We start from the raw sequence: 21,110 nt of genomic DNA, 5'->3' as shown, positions 1-21,110 counted from the left end.
GACGCCGACGACTGTGCCCCGCTCCGTCCTCGCCTCGTCCTCACGGCGTCATCTGCCTGGTCGGGAGGGGTGTCGACGTGCCACCCGGGTAGCATTCGACCCCGGTCGCGTCGCCCCTCGGAAAGGTCGGTAATGGATTTCCGCGTGCTCGGAACGCTGGAGGTCTGGACCGCCGAGGGCAGGATCACCCTCCCGAGCAGCCGCCACCAGCGCGTGCTGGCCGCGTTGCTCCTGGCGCCGAACTCGGTGGTGCCGATCCCCCGGCTGGTCGCGGCGGTGTGGGACGACGGGCCGCCGGTCACGGCGACCAAACAGGTCCAGAACTGTGTCTCGATGCTGCGCGACCGGCTGGGTGGCGGGAGTGACCTCATCGCCACCGACGGGCCCGGCTACCGGATCGCGGTCGGCGACGACGAGCTGGACGCCACGCGGTTCCAGCTCGGCGTCGCCACGGCGCGGGAGCTGGCCGACGCGGGCGACCTGCGTGCCGCCGTCGACGAGGCACGCCGTGCGCTGCTGCTCTGGCGCGGCCCGGCACTCGACGGGCTGGACGCCGCCGCCCTGGCCGGCCCGGTCACCCGGCTCGACGAGCAGCGGTTCACCGCGATCGGGGCGTGCGTCGAGTGGCAGCTGGCGCTGGGCGAGCACCACGCGGTCGTCGAGGAGCTGGGCGAGCTGGTCACGCAGCACCCCTTCCGCGAGCGGATACACGGCCAGCTGATGACCGCGCTCGACCGCGACGGCAGACCGGCCGACGCACTCGCGGTGTTCCAGGCGCTGCGCCGGGGGCTGGTCGACGAGCTGGGCGTCGAGCCGGGTCCCGAGCTGCGCGACCTGCAGATGCGCATCCTCGCCCGCGAGCAGGGGGCCACCCCCACCACGCCGGACGCACCCGCACGGCAGGCCGAGAGCCGGCTGGACCACGCGCTGCGGCAGCTGGCCGCCGGCGTCGCGCGGCAGTGGACCGCCGAGGTCGGGATCCGCTCGCTCAACCGCCCCGCACCCGTGCCGCTGACCTGGTCGGCGACGGGACGCCCGGTCACCGCCCGTGCCGCCGCGGGCGCGACCGAACGGCTCGTCCTGTCCGGCGGCCTCGGCGACGTCGTGACCAAGTTCCGGCAGACCGCGTCGCGCCAGCTCGTCGTCCTCGGCGAGCCGGGTGCGGGGAAGTCCGTCCTGGCCATGCTGCTCACCCTCGGGCTGCTCGCCGACCGGCGGGACGGGGAACCGGTCCCGGTCCTGCTGCCGATGGCGTCCTGGAACCCCCACCACGAGCACCTCGAGCACTGGCTCGCCACCAGGCTCCACGAGGAGTACCCCGGCCTCGCCCAGCCGGTCGACGGCGCCGACACGGCCACCCAGCTGGTGCTCGACCGGCGGATCATCCCGATCCTCGACGGTCTCGACGAGACCCCGCCCGCCCTGCACGCCGCGGCGATCGACGCGCTCGACCACGCGACGGCCGACGGCTACCCCTTCGTGGTGACCTGCCGTGGCGACGAGTACGAGGACGCCGTCACCAGGACCGGTTTCGTGCTGGCCCGCGCCGCGGTCGTGGAGATCGAGCCGGTCGAGCCCGGTGCCGCCGTCGAGTTCCTCACCGCCCGCACGCGGGTCGGTGACCTCCGGTGGACGCCGCTGGTGGAGCGGCTGCGCACGCAGCGGGACAGCGCGCTAGCCCAGGCACTGCGCACCCCGCTGATGGTCGACCTGACCAGGACCGCCTACGCGAGGCCGGACACCGACCCCGGCGAGCTGTGCGACACCGACCGCTTCGCCGCCCCCGAGGCCATCGAGGCGCACCTCCTGGACGCCTACGTCCCGGCCAGCTACGCCCGCCGCCCCAGCCCGCCGGCGCCGCAGGCCCCGCCCGCGCCGCCGCGGACCTACGAGGCCGCGCAGGCACGGCGCTGGCTCGTCTTCCTCGCCAGGTGCCTGCACGACCGGCAGTCCCGCGAGCTGGCCTGGTGGACCGTCGGGAGGTTCGTGCCCCGCCACGTGGCCGGGCTCTACCTCGGTGTGCCGCCCGCGCTGCTGTTCGCGCTCGCGGGCTGGCTCGCCGCGGGTCCGCTCGTCGGGCTCGTCTACGGCCTGTCGTTCGGGCTCGCGGGCTTCGTCGCGCACAGCACCGGCCGGGGGCCGGGACCGCTGCGTGTCGAGCTCCGCTTCCGCAACACCGCGAGACGGTTCGTCCTGCGGTTCCTCGTCGGCGCGGCCATCGGGACCGCGCTCGGGCTGGGCTGGTCGCTGTCCCCGACGATCGTCGTGCTGCTCGCCGCCGACTTCGGGTTCGCGATCGGGCTGCACGTCTGGCTGGACACGCCCGTCGACGCCGACCGCGTGACCAGCCCGGCCACCACGCTGCGCGAGGACCGCACCGCGGCGCTCGCGTACACGCTGTCCTTCGTGGTGTGCCTCGGCCCGTTCTACGGCATCGCCTTCGCACTGACCAACCAGACCCGGTTCGTCACGGTCCTGTCCGGCCACTTCGACCTCGTGCTCGCACTCGCCGCGGGCCTCGCGTCCTACCTGCTCGGCCGCTTCATGTTCGGCCCCACCGGGGGCGTCGCGTACGGCCTGGCCGGTGCCGTCGTCGGCGGCCAGGTGTTCCCCCGCGCCACGACCGACTGGCAGGCCATCGGCGTCGGGACCACGTTCGGGCTCGCTGTGGGACTGACCGTCTGCCTGTCGCGGGCCTGGGGGACCTTCGCCGTGACCCGCCTCTGGCTCGCCATGCGCGGCGGGCTCCCCGTGCGGCTGATGGGCTTCCTCAACGACGCCCACCGGCGCGGTGTCCTGCGCCAGGTGGGTGCGGTGTACCAGTTCCGCCACGCCCGCCTGCAGGACCGCCTCGCCGACGACCGGCCCCCGCTCCAGTGACCCGGCCGAGTTGAGAAAACCCGCGAGGCGGTGTCGGATCGGGTCAGCGGTGTTCGTAGCGGGGGTGAGAGCCGCCCACGCGGGGCGCGTCCACGACACAGGAGATGATCGACCGATGCAGTACCTGGTTTCCGTGCTCCACGACAGTGGCGACCTCGCCACCTCGGACGAGCAGGCCGCCATCGAGGTGTTCAACGAGCGGCTCCAGGCCGAGGGCCACTGGGTCTTCGCCGGCGGGCTCGGGACACCGGACACGGCCACCGTCATCGACAACCGGGGTGGGGCGGCGGTGGTCACCGACGGGCCCTTCGTGGAGACCAAGGAGTTCCTCATCGGCTTCTGGGTCATGGAGGCACCGGACCTCGACGTGGCGCTGAAGCTCGCCTCGGCAGGGTCGAGGGCCTGCAACCGGCGGGTCGAGGTGCGGCCGTTCCTGTGAGTGACGCGATGGAGGCGGTCACCAGGGCCCACCACGAGGAGTGGGGCCGGGTGGTCGCCTCCCTGACCCGACGGTTCGGCGACCTCGACATCGCCGAGGAAGCCGCGGCCGAGGCGTTCGCGACCGCGGTGGCGCGCTGGCCCGCCGACGGCGTGCCCCCCAACCCGGGCGCCTGGCTGACCACCACCGCGAACCGCAAGGCCATCGACAGGATCCGCCGCGAGAGCAGACGCGACGACAAGCACGAGGAGGCCCGGACGTTGTACGACGACACCCCGCCGGAGCCCCCCGCCGCCATCGAGGACGACCGGCTCCGGCTGATCTTCACCTGCTGTCACCCCGCACTCGGGACGGAGGCCAGGGTGGCGCTGACGCTGCGCATGGTCGGCGGCCTGACCGTGCCGGAGATCGCCAGCGCGTTCCTGGTGCGCGAGACCGCCATGGGCCAGCGGATCACCCGCGCGAAGACCAAGATCAGGACGGCCCGCATCCCCTACCGGGTGCCCGACGCGGAGGAGCTGCCCGCCCGCGTGTCCGGTGTGCTCGCCGTGCTGTTCCTGGTGTTCAACGAGGGCTACCTGGCGACCGGCCCCGACACCGACCCGGTGCGTCCCGGTCTCACCGCCGAGGCGATCCGGCTCACCCGCCTGGTCCGCGCCCTGCTGCCGGAGGACGGCGAGGTGGCCGGGCTGCTGGCGCTGATGCTGCTCATCGAGGCACGCAACGGCGCCCGGGTCTCCGCCACCGGCGAGCTGGTCCCCCTTGACCAGCAGGACCGAGGGGCCTGGGACGCGGGCCTGGTCGCCGAGGGCCACCGACTGGTCCGCGAGCGCCTGGCCGCCGGGGTGGCCCCGGGTCCGTACCAGATCCTGGCGGCGATCAACGCCGTGCACACGTCGGCCCGCGACGTCCGCGACACCGACTGGTCGCAGGTGGTGGCCCTCTACGACCAGCTCGTGCGCATCGACCCGTCACCGGTCGTCGCGCTCAACCGTGCCGTCGCGGTGGCCGAGCTGGACGGTCCCGAGGTGGCGCTGGCGGCTGTCGACCGGCTCGAGGAGCAGCTGGACGGCTACCACGCCTTCCACGCGACCCGCGCCGAGCTGCTGCGCAGGCTCGGCCTCGGCCAGCGGTCCCGCGCGGCGTACGACAGGGCCATCGAGCTGGCGGGCAACACCGCCGAGAGCGCACACCTGGCGCGCCGCCGGGACCAGCTGGGCAGCGCTACTCCTGGTCGTCGGTGATCGCGTGCACCGCGGCTTCCTCCGCGGACGCCGCCGCCCCGTCGATGCCCACGTCGCGGGCGTAGAGGTACTCGTCGGTGTCGGCACCGAAGCCCTCGTCGGCCGCGACGAGCCTGCCTGCCCGCGTCTCGCCGACCTCGTCGTCGTAGGGTTCGCCGTCGGTGTCGGACGCGTCGCCCACGCCGTCGCCATCGGCGTCCTCCGGGTTCGGCACCTCCCTGGCCAGCCGTCCCTCGAGCGACTCGTGGCCGTCGTAGAAGTCCGACGGCTTCTCCGGCGGCGAGTAGCCCTCGTCGAGGACGTCCTCGACACCCCGGTCCACGAGCGTGTCCTCCGGCTCCAACAGGTCGGACTCGCTGTCGACGTCGTCTCTCATGGAAACCTCCTAGGGACCGAGACACTACCGCCCGGCCGGGTGGGCGGCCGGGTCCGTCAGGTGGCGCGGTTGCGGCGGTTGTCGGCGGCGTCGCGGCGCAACTTGTCGGTCTGCTCGCTGATGGCACCGAGCCGGTCGGTCAGCCCGGCGTGCTCGCCCGTCAGGTGGGAACGGACGTCGGCGAGCGGCGACAGCAGGCTGGTGACGTCGTCGTCGCCGAGCGCGGCGCCGAGCCGGTCGACACTCCTGCGGCCGGCCGCGTCGAGGCCGTCCACCGCGCTGACCTGACCGGCCAGCTGACGCAGGATCGCGGAGTTGCGCCGTGCCCAGTCCGCGACGGCGCGGTCGCCCGCGCGTCGGCCGCGTTCGGCGTCGACCCGGGCCTCCCCGGTCGACTCGCCGGTCGCGGACGGCCGCAGCCGCAGGAACCGCCGTTCCGCGGCCTGCCTGCTCGCCACGCCCAGCACCGGGGCGAGCGACGCCCAGCTGACGCCACCGTCCCTGGCTGCCGCGACCAGCGCGGGCTCCCACGCCCCCAGCTGTTCCCGCACCGACCGCAGGCCGGTCAGCGCGGCCAGCACCCGCTCGGACGGCACGTCGCCGTCCCTGGCGGCCAGGACCACCTCGTGCACACGCCGAACGACCTCGGCAGGATCCTCGTCCGTCATTCGTCATCCTCCCGACGACTCCGCACTTGTCATCCTTCCGATGACATGTTAGAACAGTAATGCGTGTTGACACCACTGCCATCACAGAAGGAGGACACCATGTTGATGCGCACCGACCCGTTCCGTGAGCTGGACCGGTTCGCCCAGCAGGTGCTCGGCGCCGCAACCCCCGGGACCTGGTCGAAGCCGGCCGCGATGCCCATGGACGCCTACCGCGCCGGTGACGAGTTCGTCGTCTCGTTCGACCTGCCCGGCGTCTCCCCCGACGCCATCGAGCTGGACGTCGAGCGCAACGTGTTGACGGTCAAGGCCGAACGCCGCCCGCTGCCCAGCGGTGACGAGATCCAGATGCAGGTCTCCGAGCGCCCCCTCGGCGTCTTCTCCCGGCAGCTGTTCCTCGGCGACACCCTCGACAGCGAGCACATCACCGCCGACTACGAGGCAGGCGTGCTGACCCTGCGCATCCCGATCGCCCAGAAGGCCAAGCCCCGGCGCATCGAGATCACCGGCACGCAGTCGGACCGGAGGGAGATCCAGGCCTGAGGGCCATGTGGGACCGGCGGCCCCCGCCGCCGGTCCCGCACACGGCCGCGCCAGAAGGGCACCAGCACCGTGACCGCATCGCTGTACACACCGACCGGCCACCCCCACCCGGCCATGGCCGCACTGAGCGAGTACCTCACCGACGTGACGACGGCGCTCGGCATCGGCCTGGAGTCCTGCACCGTCGACCACGACAGCCCGGTGTCTGCCTACGTCGCACTCGACGAGCACCTGCCCGGCTACCCCGACCGGGACGTCGCCCTGCTCTGGGACGAGGTCCACGGCTGGTCCGCCGCGGTCGAGACCCACTCCGCGGAGGACCTCATCGTCATCCGCTACCTGGGTGGCACCACGATCGCACCCCCACCCGCGCGGGTCGCCCGTTTCGTCGCCGCCCTGCGCGACGACGACCACCGCGTCGGGACGCTCGACCCGCCGACCGTGCGCACCGCGGGCAGCCTCGCCGACCTCGACACCGTCCTGCGTGCCGCGGTGCCGTAGGGCCGCACCCGGAGACCGGGAGACACGGTCCGCCGCGTCGTTCCCGCGCCACGGGAACGTCGCCTGCCGAGCCGCACCTCTGTGGTGTCGTCGCGCCGACGTCCGGTTCCGGATGGCGCCCGAACCGCGCTGCTCGCCCTGCGCGTCCCGCCCGCACTGTGATACTCGTCCGCGGGGGTGTGGGGACGGGCCGGCCCGGGTAGTCGGTACCGGCACGAGCTCCTTGTGCTTTCGACCAGCCCCAGGAGACATGTGATGGACGATGGGCGCACACCGGCCGCCGAACCACACGCGCCCGTGGCCAGCCTCGACCTGCGCGGGAAGGGCCCACGCGCGCTCGGTGAGGTACGGCGCTGGATCGGGCGGGTACTCGCGAGACTGAGCCGGGCCCACGTCATGGACGTCATCCAGGTCGCGGACGAGCTGACCTCGAACGCGTACGAGCACGCGGGCGGCCCCGGCGTCATCCACGTCACCATCCGGCTGGCCCCGTGCTCGGTCATCGTCGAGGTGGAGGACGACGATCCCGCGATGCCGACCATGGGGCGCTCGCGGTTCGGGTCCCGTGCCTGCCGAGGCAGGGGCATCCAGCTGGTCGACAGGCTCTCCTGTTCGTGGGGAGTCCGCGGACCCGCATCCGGGCACGGCACGAAGACCGTCTGGGCCGAGATCCCGTGCACCGAGCACCCGTGCACCGGGGCCGCCCCCGTCTGACACAGCTTTGTGGACAGTCGACAGTGGACGGTCCGCGCGTTCGACATGTGACCGACGTCACTGCGAGTTACGCTGGGTCGGCCGTGACGATGTCGCCCTCCTCGTGTCCTGACACCGTCGGCGGCGAGCGCGGCTGTGTCTACGAGAGGCGGACGAGTGACACCGGACGAGGTGTGGCTGGACGACGTCACCCTCGTCGTCCGCGCCCGCGACGGGGACGTGCGTGCCTACGAGCAGCTGGTGCGGCGCTACCAGGGACCGCTGTACCGGCTCGCCGTGCGCATGCTGGCCAGCCGGGGCGACGCGGAGGACGCGGTACAGGAGGTGTTCCTGACCGCGTGGCGCAAGCTGGCGACCCTCCACGAGGAGGCCGCGTTCGTCGGCTGGCTCTACCGCATGGTCACGAACAGGTGCCTCAACGTCATCCGCGCCCGGCACGCGACCGTGGACGTGGACCTGGCACAGCGGGAGTCCGGTGGCCCGGGCGGGCGGCCGGAACGCAGCGTCGAGGTGAGCGAGCAGCTGGCGGCGGTGACGGTGGCGCTGCAGCGGTTGACGGGCGAGCAGCGCGCGTGTTGGTTGCTGCGGGAGGTACACGGCCGCTCGTACGAGGAGATCGCCCGAGCCGTGGGAGTCACGCCGACGGCGGTACGGGGACGGATCGCACGGGCAAGGGCACAGCTGACGGAGATGATGGCGCCATGGCGGTGAACCCCGGGACCGAGGGTTACCTCCTCCCCTGCGGGCGGGACGTGGAGACGGTGTGGGAACGGCTGGCGGACGTGGAGGCCGGCCTGGTCGACGAGCACGACCTGACGTGCCCCGACTGCCGCGACGCGCGGGCGAGCCTGGTCGCCCTGCGGGAGATCACCGGTGAGCTCGTCGCCGACACCGCCGAGCCGACGCCGAACCTGACCGGTCGCATCATGGCCGCGGTCCGCGCCGAGATCCGTCGCAGGCAGGACATGGTCCCGTTACCGACGGCCGAACCGGGCCCCCTACGGATCAGCGAGCACGCGGTCGCGGCGGTGCTGCGGTTCGCGGCGGACAGCGTCGCGGGTGTTCGTGCGCGACACTGCCGGGTACACGACCGCCGGGTGCCGGATCCCGACGGCGAGCTGATGCTCGTGGTCGAGCTCAGTGTCGCGGTGGGTTACGAGAGCTTCTCCTGGGGCGCGTTGGACCTCGTCCGGGAGCGGGTCGCGGCGGCCGCCGCGACCAGGATCGGTCCGAGGGTGCACCGGCTGGACCTGATCGTCGAGGACGTCTACGGGATATGACCACAGTGGACACGACAGACGACGGCGTCGACCCCCTGGCGGGCGGCGCCCCGCTGTTCGAGTGCGCGGTCGACGCGTCCGTGGTCGCCGCCGTCGCGGTCCGGGCCGCCACCGGGGTGCCCGGCGTGGTGCGGGTCGAGCCGGGGCTCGTCGGGCTGATGGGGTCGGGCCTGCGTGCCGCGCGTCAGCGGATCAGGGGCCTGGTGCCCGCGCCGACGGAAGGCGCGCGGGTCGAGTTCGAGCATGCGGACACCGTGCGGGTGGAGGTGGACGTGGTGATCTCCGGGCAGGACCAGGCCGCCGCGGTGGGCCGTGCGGTGCAGCGTGCCGTGGCGGGCGCGGTCACCGAGGCCACCGGCCTCGCCGTCACCGGGGTGGGTGTGTCCATCATGGACATCGTGTGGGACTCGGCGCCCCGGTGAACGCCTCGGCAGAGCTGGTGCGCGGCGTGTTGGCCGCGCTGGACCGGATTCCCGGGCTGCGTCCGGCCACCCTCCCGAGACCGGCACGCACGCCGGCGGCGTGGAACTGGGACTCCCTGGCCGTCGACGTCGCCGAGGAACCGGGCGGTGACCGGGTCGTGGTGGTGCGGGTGGTGGCGACCGCGCTACCACTGCCGCCGATCGTGCGACAGGCGGAGGAGGAGCTGCTGGCCGTGCTGGCCGCGAGCGCGCTGCCCGTCACCAGGCTGCGCCTGGAGATCACCGGTGTCGACGGCACGGCGCTCGACGAACTTCCCGGAAAGTTCGCGATCGAGCCGTGACGTTGTCGGCGCGCGGGTGTCTGTCCACTGTGCGAAGTCAGCGCAACGGTGCCTGGCTTCGCGGACATCCGTCCCGAACACCAGGAGCACGACATGACCTCGACCCAGAGCCCGCCGACCGGTTCGAAGGCGGCAGCCGACACCTCCCCGGCAACGGCCGCGCAGCACGTCTCCACGCTGGCGAGCACGCAGGGCACCACGACCGTCGCCGACTCGGTGGTGCAGAAGATCGCCGGGCTGGCCACCCGTGAGATCAACGGCGTGTACGACCTCGGTGGCGGCGCGTCCCGCGCGTTCAGCGCCATCCGCGAACGGATCCCCGGCGCGACGGCGAGCGCGTCGCAGGGTGTGGCCGTCGAGGTCGGCGAGACCCAGGCCGCCGTCGACCTGGAGATCCTCGTCGAGTACGGCGTGTCCATCGCCGACCTGGCCAGGGCCGTGCGCCGCAACGTGATCACCGCGATCGAGCGGATGACCGGCCTCCAGGTCGTCGAGGTCAACATCCACGTCAACGACGTGCACATCCCCGGCGCCGAGGACACCGCGCCGGAACAGACCCGCGTGCTGTGACCACCGTGCACGTCTCCCAACCGTAGCCAGGAGAACCAGATCTGATGAACTCCACGACCCTCGGTCTGTTGACCGGTCTGGCGCTGGGTTTCGCCGGCGCGTTCGGCGGCTTCGGCGCCTTCCTCATCGTGCTCGTCCTCGGCGCGCTCGGCCTGCTCGTCGGCCGGGTGCTCGACGGCAAGCTGGACCTGTCCCAGCTGACCGGCGCGGGCCGGGACCGAGGCTGAGCCGTGACCGCCGCGACAGCTCCCGTGCGGGAGCACACCGACGACCCGGACGTCGACCTCCCCGGCCGGACCACGCTGGCCGACCGGGCGGTCGAGCACACCGCCGTGCAGGCCATCACCGAGGTCGCCGACGTCGGCGGCGCGGCCGGCAGGCTGCTCGGGGCCGCCGAGGACCGCTCCGCGCAGGTCAGCGTCACGGTCGACGGCACGACCGCGGCCCTGGACGTCCGCCTCTCGATCGCCTACCCGGCGTCGGTGGCACGCAGGACGCAGGAGGTCCGTGACCACCTGGTCGAGCGTGTCCACGAGCTCACCGGCCTCGTGGTCACGCGGGTGGACATCACCGTCACCGCCCTCTACCTCGCCCAGCCCGCGCAGGGGCGGGTCCGATGAGGCGCCTGCCCCGCCGCACCACGCCTGCCGCGGTCACCGCCGTGGTACTGCTCGCGGTGTGCGTGCTGACCGCGATCAGCGCGATCCAGCTGATCGCCGGTCAGCGGCCGCTGGTCAGCTACGCGGCGATCGCGGAGCTGGCGCACACGACCCGGTGGGACAGCCCGGCGGTCGTGGTCGCCGCCTGCGTCGTCGCGCTGGTCGGACTGGTACTGCTGGTCGCGGCGGTACTTCCCGGCCGCCCCACCGTCATCCCCTTGCGGAACGGGGAAACCGGCAGCGACACGGTCCTGGACAGCGGTGCGTCGCGGCGCAGTCTGCGCAGCACACTGCACGCGGCGGCGAACGGCGTCGACGGTGTCACCGCGACGACGCTGACGCTGCGCGGAAAGAAGGTCACGGCCGCCGTGCGCACCAACCGGACCACGGTCGCGGGCCTGGACGAGGCAGTCCGGGCCGCCATCGGCCGCCGCCTCGACCAGATCGCCCCGGCCACCCGTCCGGCGGTGCGGGTGCGGGTCATCGCGACCAGGAGGACCCCATGAGTGGCCTGAACCGCCCGGCAGGGCTCAACCGCGTCGTGCTCGCGGTCGTCGGCGCCGCGCTCGTCGCCGGTGGCGGGTTGGCGGCGACCGCCAGCCTCGGCAGGCTGTCCGTCGACCCGGCCACGCCCCTCGCGCCCGGTGTCGACCTCCCGCCGACCTGGGTGCTGTACGTGATCGCCGCCGGTGCCGTCGTCCTGGGTCTGCTGTGTCTGCGCTGGCTGGCCGCGCAGCCGGCGAGAAAACCCCGGACCCGGACGTGGCGGCTCGCGGACGATCCCGAACACGGCCGCACCGAACTGGCCGCCCGCATCGCCACCGCGCCGTTCACCGCCGACGTCGGCACCTATCCCGGCGTCCACAAGGCACACGCCGACCTCACCGGCCCTCGGCACACCCCGACCCTCGCCGTGATCATCACCACCGAGCAGGGCGCCGACCTCACCGACATCCGCGACCGCCTCGACACCCACGGCCTCCCACGGCTACGCAATGCGCTCGACCTCACCTCCCTGCGGGTCACCCTGGAGTTCCGCTTCACCACCAAGGCAGGCGCCCGCACCGCGTGACGTTGTCCAGGTGTAACCGATGAGGTGACATTCCTTGAACGGTGGTCGACCGACGACTAGGCAGGAAGTCAGGTTCGTCGATCACCGGAGGTGACACATGATCGGTGTCGACGCGGAACGCTATGGCGACCACGTGTTCTCACACGGGAGCGCGGGCGAGGCCGACCGTCTGCTCGGCCTCGCCAAGGCGTTGGACGAGGGCACGTTCCGGCGCCTGGCCACCCTTCGGCCACGTGCCGAGTGGCGTTGTCTCGACATCGGCGCGGGGCTCGGCACAGTGAGCGAGTGGCTCGCCGGACGGTGTCCACGCGGCCGCACGGTCGCGATGGACATCGACCTGCGCCTGCTGTCCGGGAACGGCTACGACGTCGTCGACAGGGACGTGACGCTCGACGAGTTCCCGCCGGGCAGTTTCGACCTCATCCACGCCCGCTGGGTGTTCTCGCACCTGCCCACGCGCGACACCGACCTGGCCAGGGTGGCCCGCTGGCTCGCTCCCGGCGGCTGGCTGGTCGTCGAGGACTTCGACCAGTTCCCCATCGAGTCGTCGCGGCATCCGTTGTACCGCAAGGTAAGCCTCGCCATGTGTGCCGCGGTGGCCAGACGCTTCGGCACCGAGGGCCACTGGGCAAGCGGTTTCCCCGCGCCGCTGCGCACCCTGGGCCTCACCGACATCGGCACCGAGACGTTCGTGCCCTCGGCGGGCCCCACCCCGATGGGCCGGTTCTGGCGGCTCAGCGCAGAGCAGCTCGCGCCGGACCTGCGGGACCACTTCGGCGTCACCGCAACCGAACTGGCCGAGTTCGTCGACCTGGTCGAGAGCCCGACGTTCGACGAACCGTGCCTCGCCACCGTCGCCGCATGGGGCAGCCTGACCACCGGCCCACACGACAACGGAAGGTGAGCCCCGGAGTTGCCTGTTCGGTCTGTCAGACGGTGACAGCGGCTGACAGCACGGTGAAAGGGGTGCCCGCTACGTTTCCGTCTCGGTAGCCACAGAGGGGACGTCGTTGTCCTCGTCGTCGTCCGCAGGGGATGACGACGACGAGGACAACGCGGGAGGGAGGGGTCACCCGGGCCGGACCGCATGTTCGTTCGTGGGGGCCGAGATCTCGGTCAGCGCGACGTGCAGAGCCTTCGCCTTGGGGCCGTCGCCCTCGCCGAGCCGGGTCAGGATGCGCAGTGCTTCCTCCCAGAACGACCGGGCGCTCACGAGGTCGCCCTTGCCGCGGTGTGCGTGGCCGAGTCCGGTGTGGATGTGGGCCTCGTGCTTGAGACCCCTGGCGCGGGGCTCGCCTGCCAACGCCCTGGTGAAGTACTCGATGGCCTGGTCGAAGTCCCCTCGGTCGAGGTGCACGTCACCGATCTGCCCTACGACGATCAGGTCGTTCTTGTGGTTGAGGGCCAGTGCCTCGTGCGCGGTGCTGAGCGCCTCGTCGTGCCGCCCGGCCTCGCGGAGGGCGTCGGTGAGGTTGCCGAGGATCGACGCCTCGCCGTAGCAGTCGACCAGCTCACGGCTCGTCGTCAACGCCTCGGTCAGGGCGGCGACCGCCTCGTCGTGGCGACCCTCTTCCTTGAGCAGGTTGCCCATGTTGTTCAGGGTCCCGACCAGGACGCGGTGCGCACCGCTCGCCCTGCTGATCTCGATGCCGCGCCGGAAGCACGCCAGTGCCTCGTCCGGCCGGTGGGCCGCGCGGTAGGCGGTGGCCAGCATGTTGAGCGCGGCGCCGTGCGCGGCCGGTTCGCCGAGGTGCTCGCCTGCGGCCACCGCGATCTCGTAGACGACCACCGCGTCGTCCTTGGCGCCGTGGGCCTCCAGCGACCGCCACAGCGGCCAGGCGATGCCGAACGCGATGTCCCACCACTCCTTCGCCGCGGCGAACTGGAGGGCCGCGACGAGAGCCGGGCGCTCCTGCTCGAACCAGCGCAGCGCGGCGGTCGAGTCGGTGAACTCCAGCGGGGTCACGCCCGGTTCCGGCTCGGGCACCGGCACCGGACTCCTCCGGTCCGGGGCACAGCTGGCCTCGGCGTTCACGCTGCTCAGCAGGCTCCAGCTGAGCAACCGGCGCAGCGCGGGCAGCGACGACCCGTCGTCCAGCTCGATCGCGTAGTCCCGCAGCAGGTCGTGCAGCTCGAACCGGCCGGGCCTGCGTTCCTCGAGCAGGTTCGCCGCGACCAGCGTGGCCAGCAGCGACCTGGTCTGTCGCGCCGGTCGGCCGGCCAGAGCCGTCGCCGCCGCGACGGCGATGTCGGTCCCCGGGGCGACCCCCAGCAGCCGGAAGAGGTCCGCGGCCTCCGGCGCGAGGTCGCGGTAGGAGGCGTCGAAGATCGACCGCAGGTCGTCGTCGCCGAGGTCGAAGCCGCCCAGCGAGTGTTCGGCCAGCTCGTCGGTGAACTCCCGCAACGATGCCGTCGGGTACCGGGCGATGCGTTCGGCGATGATCCGGATGGCCAGCGGCAGACCACCGCAGCGCCGGATCACGTCGGCCGCGGCATCCGGCTCGGCCGCCACCCGGTCCGCGCCCACGATGCCGTTCAGCAACGCGAGGCCGCCGTCGGGACCGAGCCCGTCGAGCCGCAGCGGTCGCGCGCCGTCCACGGTCAGGTTGCGCAGGCGGTTGCGCCCGGTGACCAGCACGACGGCGGAGGTGCCCGGCAACAGCGGGCGCACCTGCTCGGCGTCGTGGGCGTTGTCGAGCACCATCAGGATCCGGCGTCCGGAGACCTCGGTGCGGAACAGGGAGGTGCGGGCGTCGATGTCCGACGGCAGGCGCTCCGGGGGCATCCCGAGCGAGAGCAGGAGCGTGCCGAGCGCGGACCGCGGCTCGACCGTCCTGTGTGGACCGTGGCCGCGCAGGTTGAGGTACAGCTGCCCGTCGGGGAAGCGGTCGCGCACCCGGTGCGCCCAGTGGATCGCCAGCGCGGTCTTGCCGATCCCGGCCATACCGTCGATCGCGACGACCGTCACGGCGTCGGTCGACTCGGCCAGCAGCCGGTCCAGCTCCGCCAGCTCCTCGACGCGCCCCTGGAAACGCGTGACGTCCGGCGGCAGCTGGGCAGGCGCGCGGAACGGCCGCTCGTGTCCGCCCGCGCGCACCTCCTCGTACGCCTTCGTCAGCAACGGCCCCGGTTCGACCCCCAGCTGGTCGACCAGCAGCTCGACGACGTGGTCGTAGGCCTTCGCGGCGTCGACCTGACGGCCCGCGCGGTGCAGCGTCAGCAGCAGGGTCGACCAGGTCTGCTCGTTGAACGGGTCGATGCGGGTCAGCTCACGAAGGCCGCTGATCGCCTCGTCGGTCCGGCCCGCCGCCAGAGCGGCGTCCACCCACCGGTGGAGGAGGTCGACACGCCACACGAGCAGCGGCGCGACCTCCTCGGCGTGCAGTACCTCGGAGCCGACGTCGACCAGGGGGTTGTCCCGCCACAACGCCACGGCCGCGCCGAACTCACGGGCCGCCGCCACCTGGTCCCCCGCGTCGGCGGCCGCCTGCCCCGCGTCGGCGAGCTGCCGGGCACGCAGCAGGTCCAGCCCGTCGGGGTCGACGTCGATGCGGTAGCCGGCGGTGGTGGTGTGCAGGCACGCCGGGTCGCCGAGCACCCGGCGCAGACGCGCGACGCGGGTGTGCAGCGCGGCCCGTCCACCGGCCGGGTTCGGCGGCGTTCCGTCCCAGACCCAGTCGACCAGCGTGTGCGCGGGCACCTCGCGGTTGGCACGCAACAACAGCCCGGCGAGCAACGCACGCTGCTGGCGGCTCCGCACCGCGACCTCGACACCGTCCGACAACACCGTCAGCGGTCCCAGAACCTCGAACCGGAGCCCCATACCGGAATCATAGAGGGGGTCAGACCACGTGGCCGGTGCGAGGCGAGCCGGATCACGGTCACCCTGGATGATCATGCCGCGACCCACTGTTGACACGTCGATCCCCCGCCGCCTACGGTGACACCCGGAAAGCGCTTTCCTAACAGCGACCTCATCCTGCCGACCGGTCACCACCGCCCCGGGAGCCGGTGCGGGCGTCGGAAAGATCTGAGGGATCACATGAGACCGGTCCTGCTCGCGGCACTCGCCGCGCTCCTGCTGATCACCGCCCCGGCGACCGCGTCGTCCGTCCCGCCGGGGCGGCAGGTGCTCGCGCCCGGCGACGGCTGGGCGGCGGAGAGTGCGGGCACCACCGGTGGGTCGGCGGCGCCACGGGAGAACGTGCACGTGGTGGACACGCGTGCCGAACTGGCCGCCGCACTCGCCGCGCCGTCCCCGAAGATCGTGTACGTGCGGGGCCGGATAGCCGGGAACACCGACGACGCGGGAAATCCGCTCGACTGCGCGGACTACGCCACCGACGGCTACAGCCTCGACGCGTACCTGGCGGCGTACGACCCGGCGGTGTGGGGCAGGCAGACCCGGCCGTCCGGGCCGCTGGAGAACGCGAGGGTGGCGTCGGCCGCCAACCAGGCCGCGCGGATCCGGCTGAAGGTCGGCTCGGACACCACGGTGGTCGGCCTGGGCCGGGCCGTCCTCTCCGGACTGAACCTCCAGATCGACAAGGCCGACAACGTGATCATCCGCAACCTGACGTTCGTCGACGCGGCCGACTGCTTCCCGCTGTGGGACCCGACCGACGGCGACGCGGGCAACTGGAACTCGGCCTACGACAACGTGTCCGTCACCGGGTCGACGCACGTGTGGGTCGACCACGACACGTTCACCGACGGGAACAACCAGGACAGCACGCAGCCGCGCTACTTCGACCGGCCCTACCAGGTGCACGACGGCGCGCTGGACATCACGAACGCCTCGAACTTCGCGACGGTGTCCTGGAACCGCTTCGCAGACCACGACAAGACGATGCTGATCGGCTCGACCAACAACCCGGCGAACGACCGGGACAAGCTCAAGGTGACCGTGCACCACAACCACTTCCGCGGCACACTGCAACGCATGCCGAGGGTCCGGTTCGGACAGGTGCACGTGTACGACAACTTCTACGAGCTCCGGGAGCCGGTCAGCTACGCGCTGGGGGTCGGCGTCGAGTCGGCGATCGTCGCGGAGAGCAACGTGTTCGCACTCGACAGCGGGGTCACCCCGGACGAGCTGCTCTACGACTGGGGCGGCACCGTGATCACCACCCGGGACAACCTGCTGCTGACCGGAAGGCGCACCACCCCGGTCGACCTCGTCGCGACCTACAACGCCACCCACGACCCGGACCTCGGCACCGACGCCGGCTGGACCCCGACCCTCCACACGCGACTCACCCCGGCACGACAGGTTCCCGCGCTGGTCTCCCGCCACGCGGGTGCGGACCACCGCTGACCGGCCGTCACAGCCCGGCCAGGAACTCCTCGGCGCGGCGGGCGAAGAGGTGCGTCTCGTGGTCGGTCGACCAGGCTCGAGCCTCCTCGGCCGCGGCCCGTACGACGTCGACGGGCTCGCCACGGGCATGCAGCACCCGCGCACGCAGCAGCCGGACGAGTCCCTCGGCGTAGCGCTGCCCGTTGGCCTCGAGCGCCCGGGTCGCCCGCTCGACGGCAGCACCCGCCTCGTCGACCATCCCGGCGGCCAGCCACATCTCGGCGACCAGCCCGTGGTGGTAGGCGACACCCCACCGCGGCGGGTCGACCAGTGTCGCCGCCACGAGCTGCTCGGCCTCCGCCGCCATCGCGGCCGGGTCCTCGTCGGTGAGGGCACGGGCCCAGTACCAGTTCAGCCGGACGTAGTGCTCCTGCTGCACGGCGGTGCGGCCGGTGCCCACGGCGATCCACCGGTCGATCGTGCGTATCACCCAGTCCGCGTCGCCCGCCATGGACGCGATGATGGTGACGTAGTACGCCCAGGTCGACACCGCGAACGGGTCCTTGGGGCCGTTCCACTCGTCGATCATGGTCCCCGCGGTCCTCGGGTCACCGTGCAGTGCGGTCACGACGGCCCGCCAGCCGGGCCACTCCCCCGAGACGTCACGCCGGATCGGGGTCTCGCTGTGCGAGGAGACGACACCGTCCAGAACGGCGGGGTTGTTGTCCTCGAAGCACCGGTACGCCTCGCCGATGTTCCCGGCGTCCCACTGGTGCAGGCCCCACGCCTGCCTGCCGTACACCCGGACGACGGGGTCGGCGGACGCCTCGCCCTGCTCGTGCAGCCTGCGGACCAGGCGTTCACGGTCCCACTCCAGGAAGGTGTAGGCCCCGAACAGGCGAGCGAAGAGGAGCCCCGCGGCGTCGACCTCCCTGCCGAGCCCGCGGGCGAGGAGTTCCGCCCGCTCCAGCAGGTCGAACGTCGTGCCGCCGTACCCGGCCTGCCTGCGCGGGGCGATGGCGAGCAGCGACAGGGCGGACAGCTCCAGCTCCGGGAGACCGGCCGTCCGCGCGATCTGGGCGGCCGACTGCAGGTGCCGGTCGGCCGTCGCGAACGCGAGCTTGGCCGTCGCGCGGCGGCCCGCGCGTTTCAGTGCCTCCGCGGTGCGGACCGGGTCGGCGAGCGGGCCGGCGGCCGACAGGTGGTAGGCGAGGCGTTCCGTGACGGACTCGTCGTCCGCGTGCCGTTCCTCGAGTGCGTCCGCGATGCGCAGGTGCAGTCGGATCGCCTGCTGCTGCGCCGTCGTCTCGGTGATCGACTCGCGGACCAGGTCGTGTGCGAAGCGCAGTGAGAACGGGTCCGCCGCCGGTTCGAGCAGACCGAGCGCACGCAGGGGTTCGAGGCGGTCGAGGCAAGCGGTGAGGTCGATGCCCGCGGCGCAGGCGAGCAGGCCGAGCTCGATGTCGCGGCCGATGAGCGCGGCGATCCGGAGCACGTCGCGGGCACTGTCGTCGAGGCCCGCCATCCGGTCGCGGACGACGTCGCGCACCGTGGCGGGCACCCCGGCGAGCGCGCCGTCCGCACCGAGCAGACGCGACAGTTCGCGGACGAAGAACGGGTTGCCCGCGGTGCGCGCGTGGATGGTGCCCGCGACCTCCGCACCGGGCTCGTGGCCGGTCTCGCGGCGGATCAGCTCGGTCACCTCGGTCAGGTCGAGCGGGCCGAGCCGGATCCGGCGATGGACCGGCTGCCTCCCGGCGGTCGCCAGGACCCGCGAGAGGTCGGAACCGGGGGTGGGTGCGCGGTCGCGAAGCGCGCCGATGACCGTGGTGCCGGCGGGCAGCCGGGTCGCCAGATGGCCGAACAGCTGGAGCGAGGCGGCATCGGCCCACTGGAGGTCGTCGACGACCAGGACCACGGGCCGCCTGGTCGCGGCCTGCCCGATGACGGTGACGACCTCCTCGAACAGGCGGAACTGGGCACGGCCGCCGGACGCCGCCGGTGCGGCCTGGTCGGCACGCGTCTCCAGGAGGCTGCCCAGCTCGCCGCCCAGCCACTTCTCCCGCACCGGGGCGGGCAGGCTGTCGAGGACGGTGGTGAGTGCCTGCTCCCACGGCCACATCGACGGCGCGCCGTCGCCTTCCAGGCAGGAGGCCCAGACGACGAGCGCGCCGCGTTGGTTCGCGTCCTCGGCGGCCTCCTCCAGCAGGCGGGTCTTGCCGACCCCCGGTTCGCCCTCGACGACACCGAGCCCCGTGCGACCGGTGAACGCCGCCTCCACGGCGTGCCGCAGCACGGCGAGCTCCTCGGTCCTGCCGACGAGACCGGCCGCCCGCCGCGCCGGCGCGGTACCCGGCTCGGCCGAGGGGCTCTGCGTCAGCACGCGCAGGTAGGCCTCCTGCAGCGCCGGACCGGGATCGATACCGAGCTCGTCGGCCAGCCGGTCCCTGAGCACGCGGAACGCCGACAGTGCCTCGGCCTGTCGTCCCGCGGCGCCGAGGGTGGCGATGAGACCGGCCTGCACGGGTTCGTGGAACGGCGCCATGGTCGCGGCTAGCCGCAGCGCCGGGAGCACCCGCTCCGGTCGGCGTAGTGACACCGCCAGGTCGGCCGCGGCCTCGCAGGCGGCGTGGAACTCGTCGTCGAGGGCGGCGAAGACCGCCATCGCGGTCGTTCCGCGGGTGAGGCCGTCCCCCGCCGGGCCCTGCCAGAGCGACAGCGCTTCGACGTAGTGGTCGAGCGCCGCCTCACGGCGATGCCCCGCCAGTGCCGCCTTCGCGGCCTCGACGAGCTCGCGGAAGGCGACCAGGTCCAGGGTGTCGGCGCCCGCGCTGAACACGTACGCGGTGCCGCGGCGGTGCAGGTACGACCCCGTCTCCCGTGCGGGGACAGCGGGTTCGAGCAGGCGCCGCAGTGCGCCGACGTACTTGTGGATGACGTTGAGCGCGCTGGTGGGGACGTCGTCGCCCCAGATCAGGCCGATCAGCTCGCTCGTCGTGACCGGCCTGCCGACGCGGGCCAGGAGCAGCGCCAGCAGGTAGGCCTGCTGGCGGGGGCCGACGTCCAGCTCGACGTCGCCGCGCCACACCCGCAGCGGACCGAGGATCAGCAGGCGCGGGGCACCGGCAGGAGGGTGGTTCACGCCGGCTCGACCGGTGTCCGCGCACCGGGCACGGGCTCCCGGGTACGGCCGCGCGTCATCAGCCAGCCGAACCCGGCCGCCGTGAAGAACATGACGATGCCGTACGCCGTGCCGGGCACGGCCATCTCGGCACTGTCCAACAGCGCGGGGCTCAGCGCGACCGTGATGGCGAACGCGGTGTTGTGGATGCCGATCTCGAACCCGGCCGCGACGGCGGCGCCCCGGTCGATGCCCGCGAGGCGCGGCACACCGTAGCCGACCAGCAGGCTCACCACGTTGAAGGCGAGCACGGCCAGACCGACCGCGACGAAGTAGTCGGCGAGGTCCTCCCACGCCCCGTACAGCACCGCGGAGATGACCACGGCCAGGACCACGAGCGACAGTGCGCGGACCGGCCGGTCGAGCCAGCGCGCCGCCTCGGGTGCCCTCGCACGCACGAGCATCCCGACCACGACCGGGACGAGCACGATCGCGAAGACTTTCAGCACCTCGCCGAGCTGCAGGCCGATGTCGGCCTCGTCGGCCAGGAAGTGCCCGGCCGAGAGGTTGACCACGATCGGCATGGTGACCACGACCAGCACCGAGTTGATCGCGGTGAGCGTGACGTTCAGCGCGACGTGTCCGCCGAACAGGTGGCTGTACAGGTTTGCCGTGGGACCACCCGGCGACGCCGCGAGCAGCATCATCCCGACCGCGAGCTCCGGTGGCAGCCGGAAGGCGAGCGCCAAGCCGAAGCAGACGACCGGCAGCAGCACGACCTGGCACAACAGCGCGACCAGGACCGCCCTCGGCTGCCTGCCGACGCGCAGGAAGTCGTCCACGGTCAGGCCGAGGCCGAGACCGAGCATGACGACGCCCAGGGCGAAAGGCAGGCTGGCCAGCAGCCACGGGGAGTCCATGGCGAATTTTCTCCGGCGCGATGCGGCCGGTCAACCGTTCCGCGGGGTCCGCGGCCACTCGCGG

The 21,110-nt window shown here is 72.7% G+C and carries 22 protein-coding genes; 17 read left to right on the top strand and 5 right to left on the bottom strand.

Features of this window, described 5'->3' with window-relative positions; genetic code table 11:
• Window positions 1-132: 132 nt before the first annotated feature.
• The 3 genes from CLV71_RS22445 (at window position 133) to CLV71_RS22435 (ending at window position 4,563) form a co-directional block, all read left to right on the top strand.
• A complete protein-coding gene (locus CLV71_RS22445; RefSeq protein ID WP_133904805.1) occupies window positions 133-2,880 on the top strand; it encodes an AfsR/SARP family transcriptional regulator in 2,748 nt (915 codons plus the stop codon).
• 115 nt (window positions 2,881-2,995) lie between these two features.
• Entirely contained in the window at window positions 2,996-3,319 is a 324-nt protein-coding gene (locus CLV71_RS22440; RefSeq protein ID WP_133904804.1) for a YciI family protein, read from the top strand.
• A complete protein-coding gene (locus CLV71_RS22435; protein ID WP_133904803.1) occupies window positions 3,316-4,563 on the top strand; it encodes an RNA polymerase sigma factor in 1,248 nt (415 codons plus the stop codon). The genes CLV71_RS22440 and CLV71_RS22435 overlap by 4 nt, the downstream gene beginning before the upstream one ends.
• Here CLV71_RS22435 and CLV71_RS22430 read toward each other — a convergent pair.
• A complete protein-coding gene (locus tag CLV71_RS22430) occupies window positions 4,544-4,939 on the bottom strand; it encodes a DUF5709 domain-containing protein (protein ID WP_133904802.1) in 396 nt (131 codons plus the stop codon). The genes CLV71_RS22435 and CLV71_RS22430 overlap by 20 nt on opposite strands.
• Before the next feature lie 56 nt (window positions 4,940-4,995).
• Window positions 4,996-5,607, bottom strand: a complete 612-nt coding sequence (locus CLV71_RS22425; protein WP_133904801.1) for an HSP18 transcriptional regulator — start codon at window positions 5,605-5,607, stop codon at window positions 4,996-4,998.
• 99 nt (window positions 5,608-5,706) lie between these two features.
• Between CLV71_RS22425 and CLV71_RS22420 the strand changes: the two genes are divergently transcribed.
• The 13 genes from CLV71_RS22420 (at window position 5,707) to CLV71_RS22360 (ending at window position 12,613) form a co-directional block, all read left to right on the top strand.
• Window positions 5,707-6,150, top strand: coding sequence for an Hsp20/alpha crystallin family protein (locus tag CLV71_RS22420; protein ID WP_133904800.1), 444 nt, complete (start codon window positions 5,707-5,709; stop codon window positions 6,148-6,150).
• Between the two features lie 69 nt (window positions 6,151-6,219).
• On the top strand, window positions 6,220-6,651 hold the full coding sequence (locus CLV71_RS22415; protein WP_133904799.1) for a DUF6292 family protein: 432 nt from the start codon (window positions 6,220-6,222) through the stop codon (window positions 6,649-6,651).
• 255 nt (window positions 6,652-6,906) lie between these two features.
• The gene (locus CLV71_RS22410) at window positions 6,907-7,365 is read left to right on the top strand and encodes an ATP-binding protein (RefSeq protein WP_133904798.1); all 459 of its coding nucleotides are present in this window, start codon (window positions 6,907-6,909) and stop codon (window positions 7,363-7,365) included.
• A gap of 156 nt (window positions 7,366-7,521) precedes the next feature.
• Window positions 7,522-8,076 carry an RNA polymerase sigma factor gene (locus CLV71_RS22405; RefSeq protein ID WP_133904797.1) on the top strand — a complete coding sequence of 185 codons (555 nt, stop codon included), beginning with the start codon at window positions 7,522-7,524 and terminating at the stop codon, window positions 8,074-8,076.
• The gene (locus CLV71_RS22400; protein WP_133904796.1) at window positions 8,067-8,645 is read left to right on the top strand and encodes an Asp23/Gls24 family envelope stress response protein; all 579 of its coding nucleotides are present in this window, start codon (window positions 8,067-8,069) and stop codon (window positions 8,643-8,645) included. The genes CLV71_RS22405 and CLV71_RS22400 overlap by 10 nt, the downstream gene beginning before the upstream one ends.
• The gene (locus CLV71_RS22395) at window positions 8,642-9,067 is read left to right on the top strand and encodes an Asp23/Gls24 family envelope stress response protein (RefSeq protein ID WP_133904795.1); all 426 of its coding nucleotides are present in this window, start codon (window positions 8,642-8,644) and stop codon (window positions 9,065-9,067) included. Before CLV71_RS22400 ends, CLV71_RS22395 begins: the two co-directional genes overlap by 4 nt.
• On the top strand, window positions 9,046-9,408 hold the full coding sequence (locus tag CLV71_RS22390; RefSeq protein WP_243866634.1) for a hypothetical protein: 363 nt from the start codon (window positions 9,046-9,048) through the stop codon (window positions 9,406-9,408). Before CLV71_RS22395 ends, CLV71_RS22390 begins: the two co-directional genes overlap by 22 nt.
• A 93-nt stretch (window positions 9,409-9,501) precedes the next feature.
• Window positions 9,502-9,978 (top strand): Asp23/Gls24 family envelope stress response protein, encoded by a 477-nt coding sequence (locus CLV71_RS22385; protein WP_133904794.1) that lies wholly within the window; start codon window positions 9,502-9,504, stop codon window positions 9,976-9,978.
• A 44-nt stretch (window positions 9,979-10,022) separates the two neighbouring features.
• Window positions 10,023-10,205, top strand: a complete 183-nt coding sequence (locus tag CLV71_RS22380) for a hypothetical protein (RefSeq protein WP_133904793.1) — start codon at window positions 10,023-10,025, stop codon at window positions 10,203-10,205.
• Window positions 10,206-10,208: 3 nt separating this feature from the next.
• Window positions 10,209-10,598 carry an Asp23/Gls24 family envelope stress response protein gene (locus tag CLV71_RS22375; protein ID WP_243866633.1) on the top strand — a complete coding sequence of 130 codons (390 nt, stop codon included), beginning with the start codon at window positions 10,209-10,211 and terminating at the stop codon, window positions 10,596-10,598.
• Complete coding sequence (locus CLV71_RS22370; RefSeq protein WP_133904792.1) at window positions 10,595-11,143, top strand: DUF6286 domain-containing protein; 549 nt, start codon at window positions 10,595-10,597, stop codon at window positions 11,141-11,143. Before CLV71_RS22375 ends, CLV71_RS22370 begins: the two co-directional genes overlap by 4 nt.
• The gene (locus tag CLV71_RS22365) at window positions 11,140-11,709 is read left to right on the top strand and encodes an Asp23/Gls24 family envelope stress response protein (protein ID WP_133904791.1); all 570 of its coding nucleotides are present in this window, start codon (window positions 11,140-11,142) and stop codon (window positions 11,707-11,709) included. Before CLV71_RS22370 ends, CLV71_RS22365 begins: the two co-directional genes overlap by 4 nt.
• A gap of 97 nt (window positions 11,710-11,806) precedes the next feature.
• Window positions 11,807-12,613 (top strand): class I SAM-dependent methyltransferase, encoded by an 807-nt coding sequence (locus tag CLV71_RS22360; RefSeq protein ID WP_133904790.1) that lies wholly within the window; start codon window positions 11,807-11,809, stop codon window positions 12,611-12,613.
• Window positions 12,614-12,778: 165 nt separating this feature from the next.
• Here the strand turns inward: CLV71_RS22360 and CLV71_RS22355 are convergent, their stop codons facing one another.
• Window positions 12,779-15,532 carry an AfsR/SARP family transcriptional regulator gene (locus CLV71_RS22355; protein ID WP_166664208.1) on the bottom strand — a complete coding sequence of 918 codons (2,754 nt, stop codon included), beginning with the start codon at window positions 15,530-15,532 and terminating at the stop codon, window positions 12,779-12,781.
• A 219-nt stretch (window positions 15,533-15,751) separates the two neighbouring features.
• Here CLV71_RS22355 and CLV71_RS22350 point away from each other — a divergent pair, with 219 nt between their 5' ends.
• Window positions 15,752-17,026 carry a pectate lyase family protein gene (locus CLV71_RS22350; RefSeq protein WP_133904788.1) on the top strand — a complete coding sequence of 425 codons (1,275 nt, stop codon included), beginning with the start codon at window positions 15,752-15,754 and terminating at the stop codon, window positions 17,024-17,026.
• A 7-nt stretch (window positions 17,027-17,033) separates the two neighbouring features.
• On the opposite strand, the gene CLV71_RS22345 is transcribed toward CLV71_RS22350, so the two are convergent.
• Together CLV71_RS22345 and CLV71_RS22340 are read right to left on the bottom strand one after the other, a co-directional pair.
• Window positions 17,034-20,147: an ATP-binding protein gene (locus tag CLV71_RS22345; protein ID WP_208297686.1), complete on the bottom strand. Its 3,114-nt coding sequence runs from the start codon at window positions 20,145-20,147 to the stop codon at window positions 17,034-17,036.
• Window positions 20,144-21,046: a bile acid:sodium symporter family protein gene (locus CLV71_RS22340; protein ID WP_133904787.1), complete on the bottom strand. Its 903-nt coding sequence runs from the start codon at window positions 21,044-21,046 to the stop codon at window positions 20,144-20,146. Before CLV71_RS22340 ends, CLV71_RS22345 begins: the two co-directional genes overlap by 4 nt.
• Window positions 21,047-21,110 lie beyond the last annotated feature (64 nt).

The organism is Actinophytocola oryzae (assembly GCF_004364325.1).
GTDB lineage: Bacteria > Actinomycetota > Actinomycetes > Mycobacteriales > Pseudonocardiaceae > Actinophytocola > Actinophytocola oryzae.
The sequence above is the reverse complement of the archived record's forward strand: the minus strand, read 5'-3'. Positions and strand labels throughout refer to the sequence as shown.

Excerpts from the sequence above, each read along its gene's own strand:
- CLV71_RS22340 (WP_133904787.1), bottom strand. The coding sequence starts at position 21,046 with ATGGACTCCCCGTGGCTGCTGGCCAGCCTGCCTTTCGCCCTGGGCGTC.
- CLV71_RS22420 (WP_133904800.1), top strand. The coding sequence starts at position 5,707 with ATGTTGATGCGCACCGACCCGTTCCGTGAGCTGGACCGGTTCGCCCAG.
- CLV71_RS22395 (WP_133904795.1), top strand. The coding sequence starts at position 8,642 with ATGACCACAGTGGACACGACAGACGACGGCGTCGACCCCCTGGCGGGC.
- CLV71_RS22350 (WP_133904788.1), top strand. The coding sequence starts at position 15,752 with ATGAGACCGGTCCTGCTCGCGGCACTCGCCGCGCTCCTGCTGATCACC.
- CLV71_RS22385 (WP_133904794.1), top strand. The coding sequence starts at position 9,502 with ATGACCTCGACCCAGAGCCCGCCGACCGGTTCGAAGGCGGCAGCCGAC.
- CLV71_RS22355 (WP_166664208.1), bottom strand. The coding sequence starts at position 15,532 with ATGGGGCTCCGGTTCGAGGTTCTGGGACCGCTGACGGTGTTGTCGGAC.
- CLV71_RS22370 (WP_133904792.1), top strand. The coding sequence starts at position 10,595 with ATGAGGCGCCTGCCCCGCCGCACCACGCCTGCCGCGGTCACCGCCGTG.
- CLV71_RS22430 (WP_133904802.1), bottom strand. The coding sequence starts at position 4,939 with ATGAGAGACGACGTCGACAGCGAGTCCGACCTGTTGGAGCCGGAGGAC.
- CLV71_RS22425 (WP_133904801.1), bottom strand. The coding sequence starts at position 5,607 with ATGACGGACGAGGATCCTGCCGAGGTCGTTCGGCGTGTGCACGAGGTG.
- CLV71_RS22410 (WP_133904798.1), top strand. The coding sequence starts at position 6,907 with ATGGACGATGGGCGCACACCGGCCGCCGAACCACACGCGCCCGTGGCC.
- CLV71_RS22445 (WP_133904805.1), top strand. The coding sequence starts at position 133 with ATGGATTTCCGCGTGCTCGGAACGCTGGAGGTCTGGACCGCCGAGGGC.
- CLV71_RS22365 (WP_133904791.1), top strand. The coding sequence starts at position 11,140 with ATGAGTGGCCTGAACCGCCCGGCAGGGCTCAACCGCGTCGTGCTCGCG.
- CLV71_RS22380 (WP_133904793.1), top strand. The coding sequence starts at position 10,023 with ATGAACTCCACGACCCTCGGTCTGTTGACCGGTCTGGCGCTGGGTTTC.
- CLV71_RS22360 (WP_133904790.1), top strand. The coding sequence starts at position 11,807 with ATGATCGGTGTCGACGCGGAACGCTATGGCGACCACGTGTTCTCACAC.
- CLV71_RS22440 (WP_133904804.1), top strand. The coding sequence starts at position 2,996 with ATGCAGTACCTGGTTTCCGTGCTCCACGACAGTGGCGACCTCGCCACC.
- CLV71_RS22400 (WP_133904796.1), top strand. The coding sequence starts at position 8,067 with ATGGCGGTGAACCCCGGGACCGAGGGTTACCTCCTCCCCTGCGGGCGG.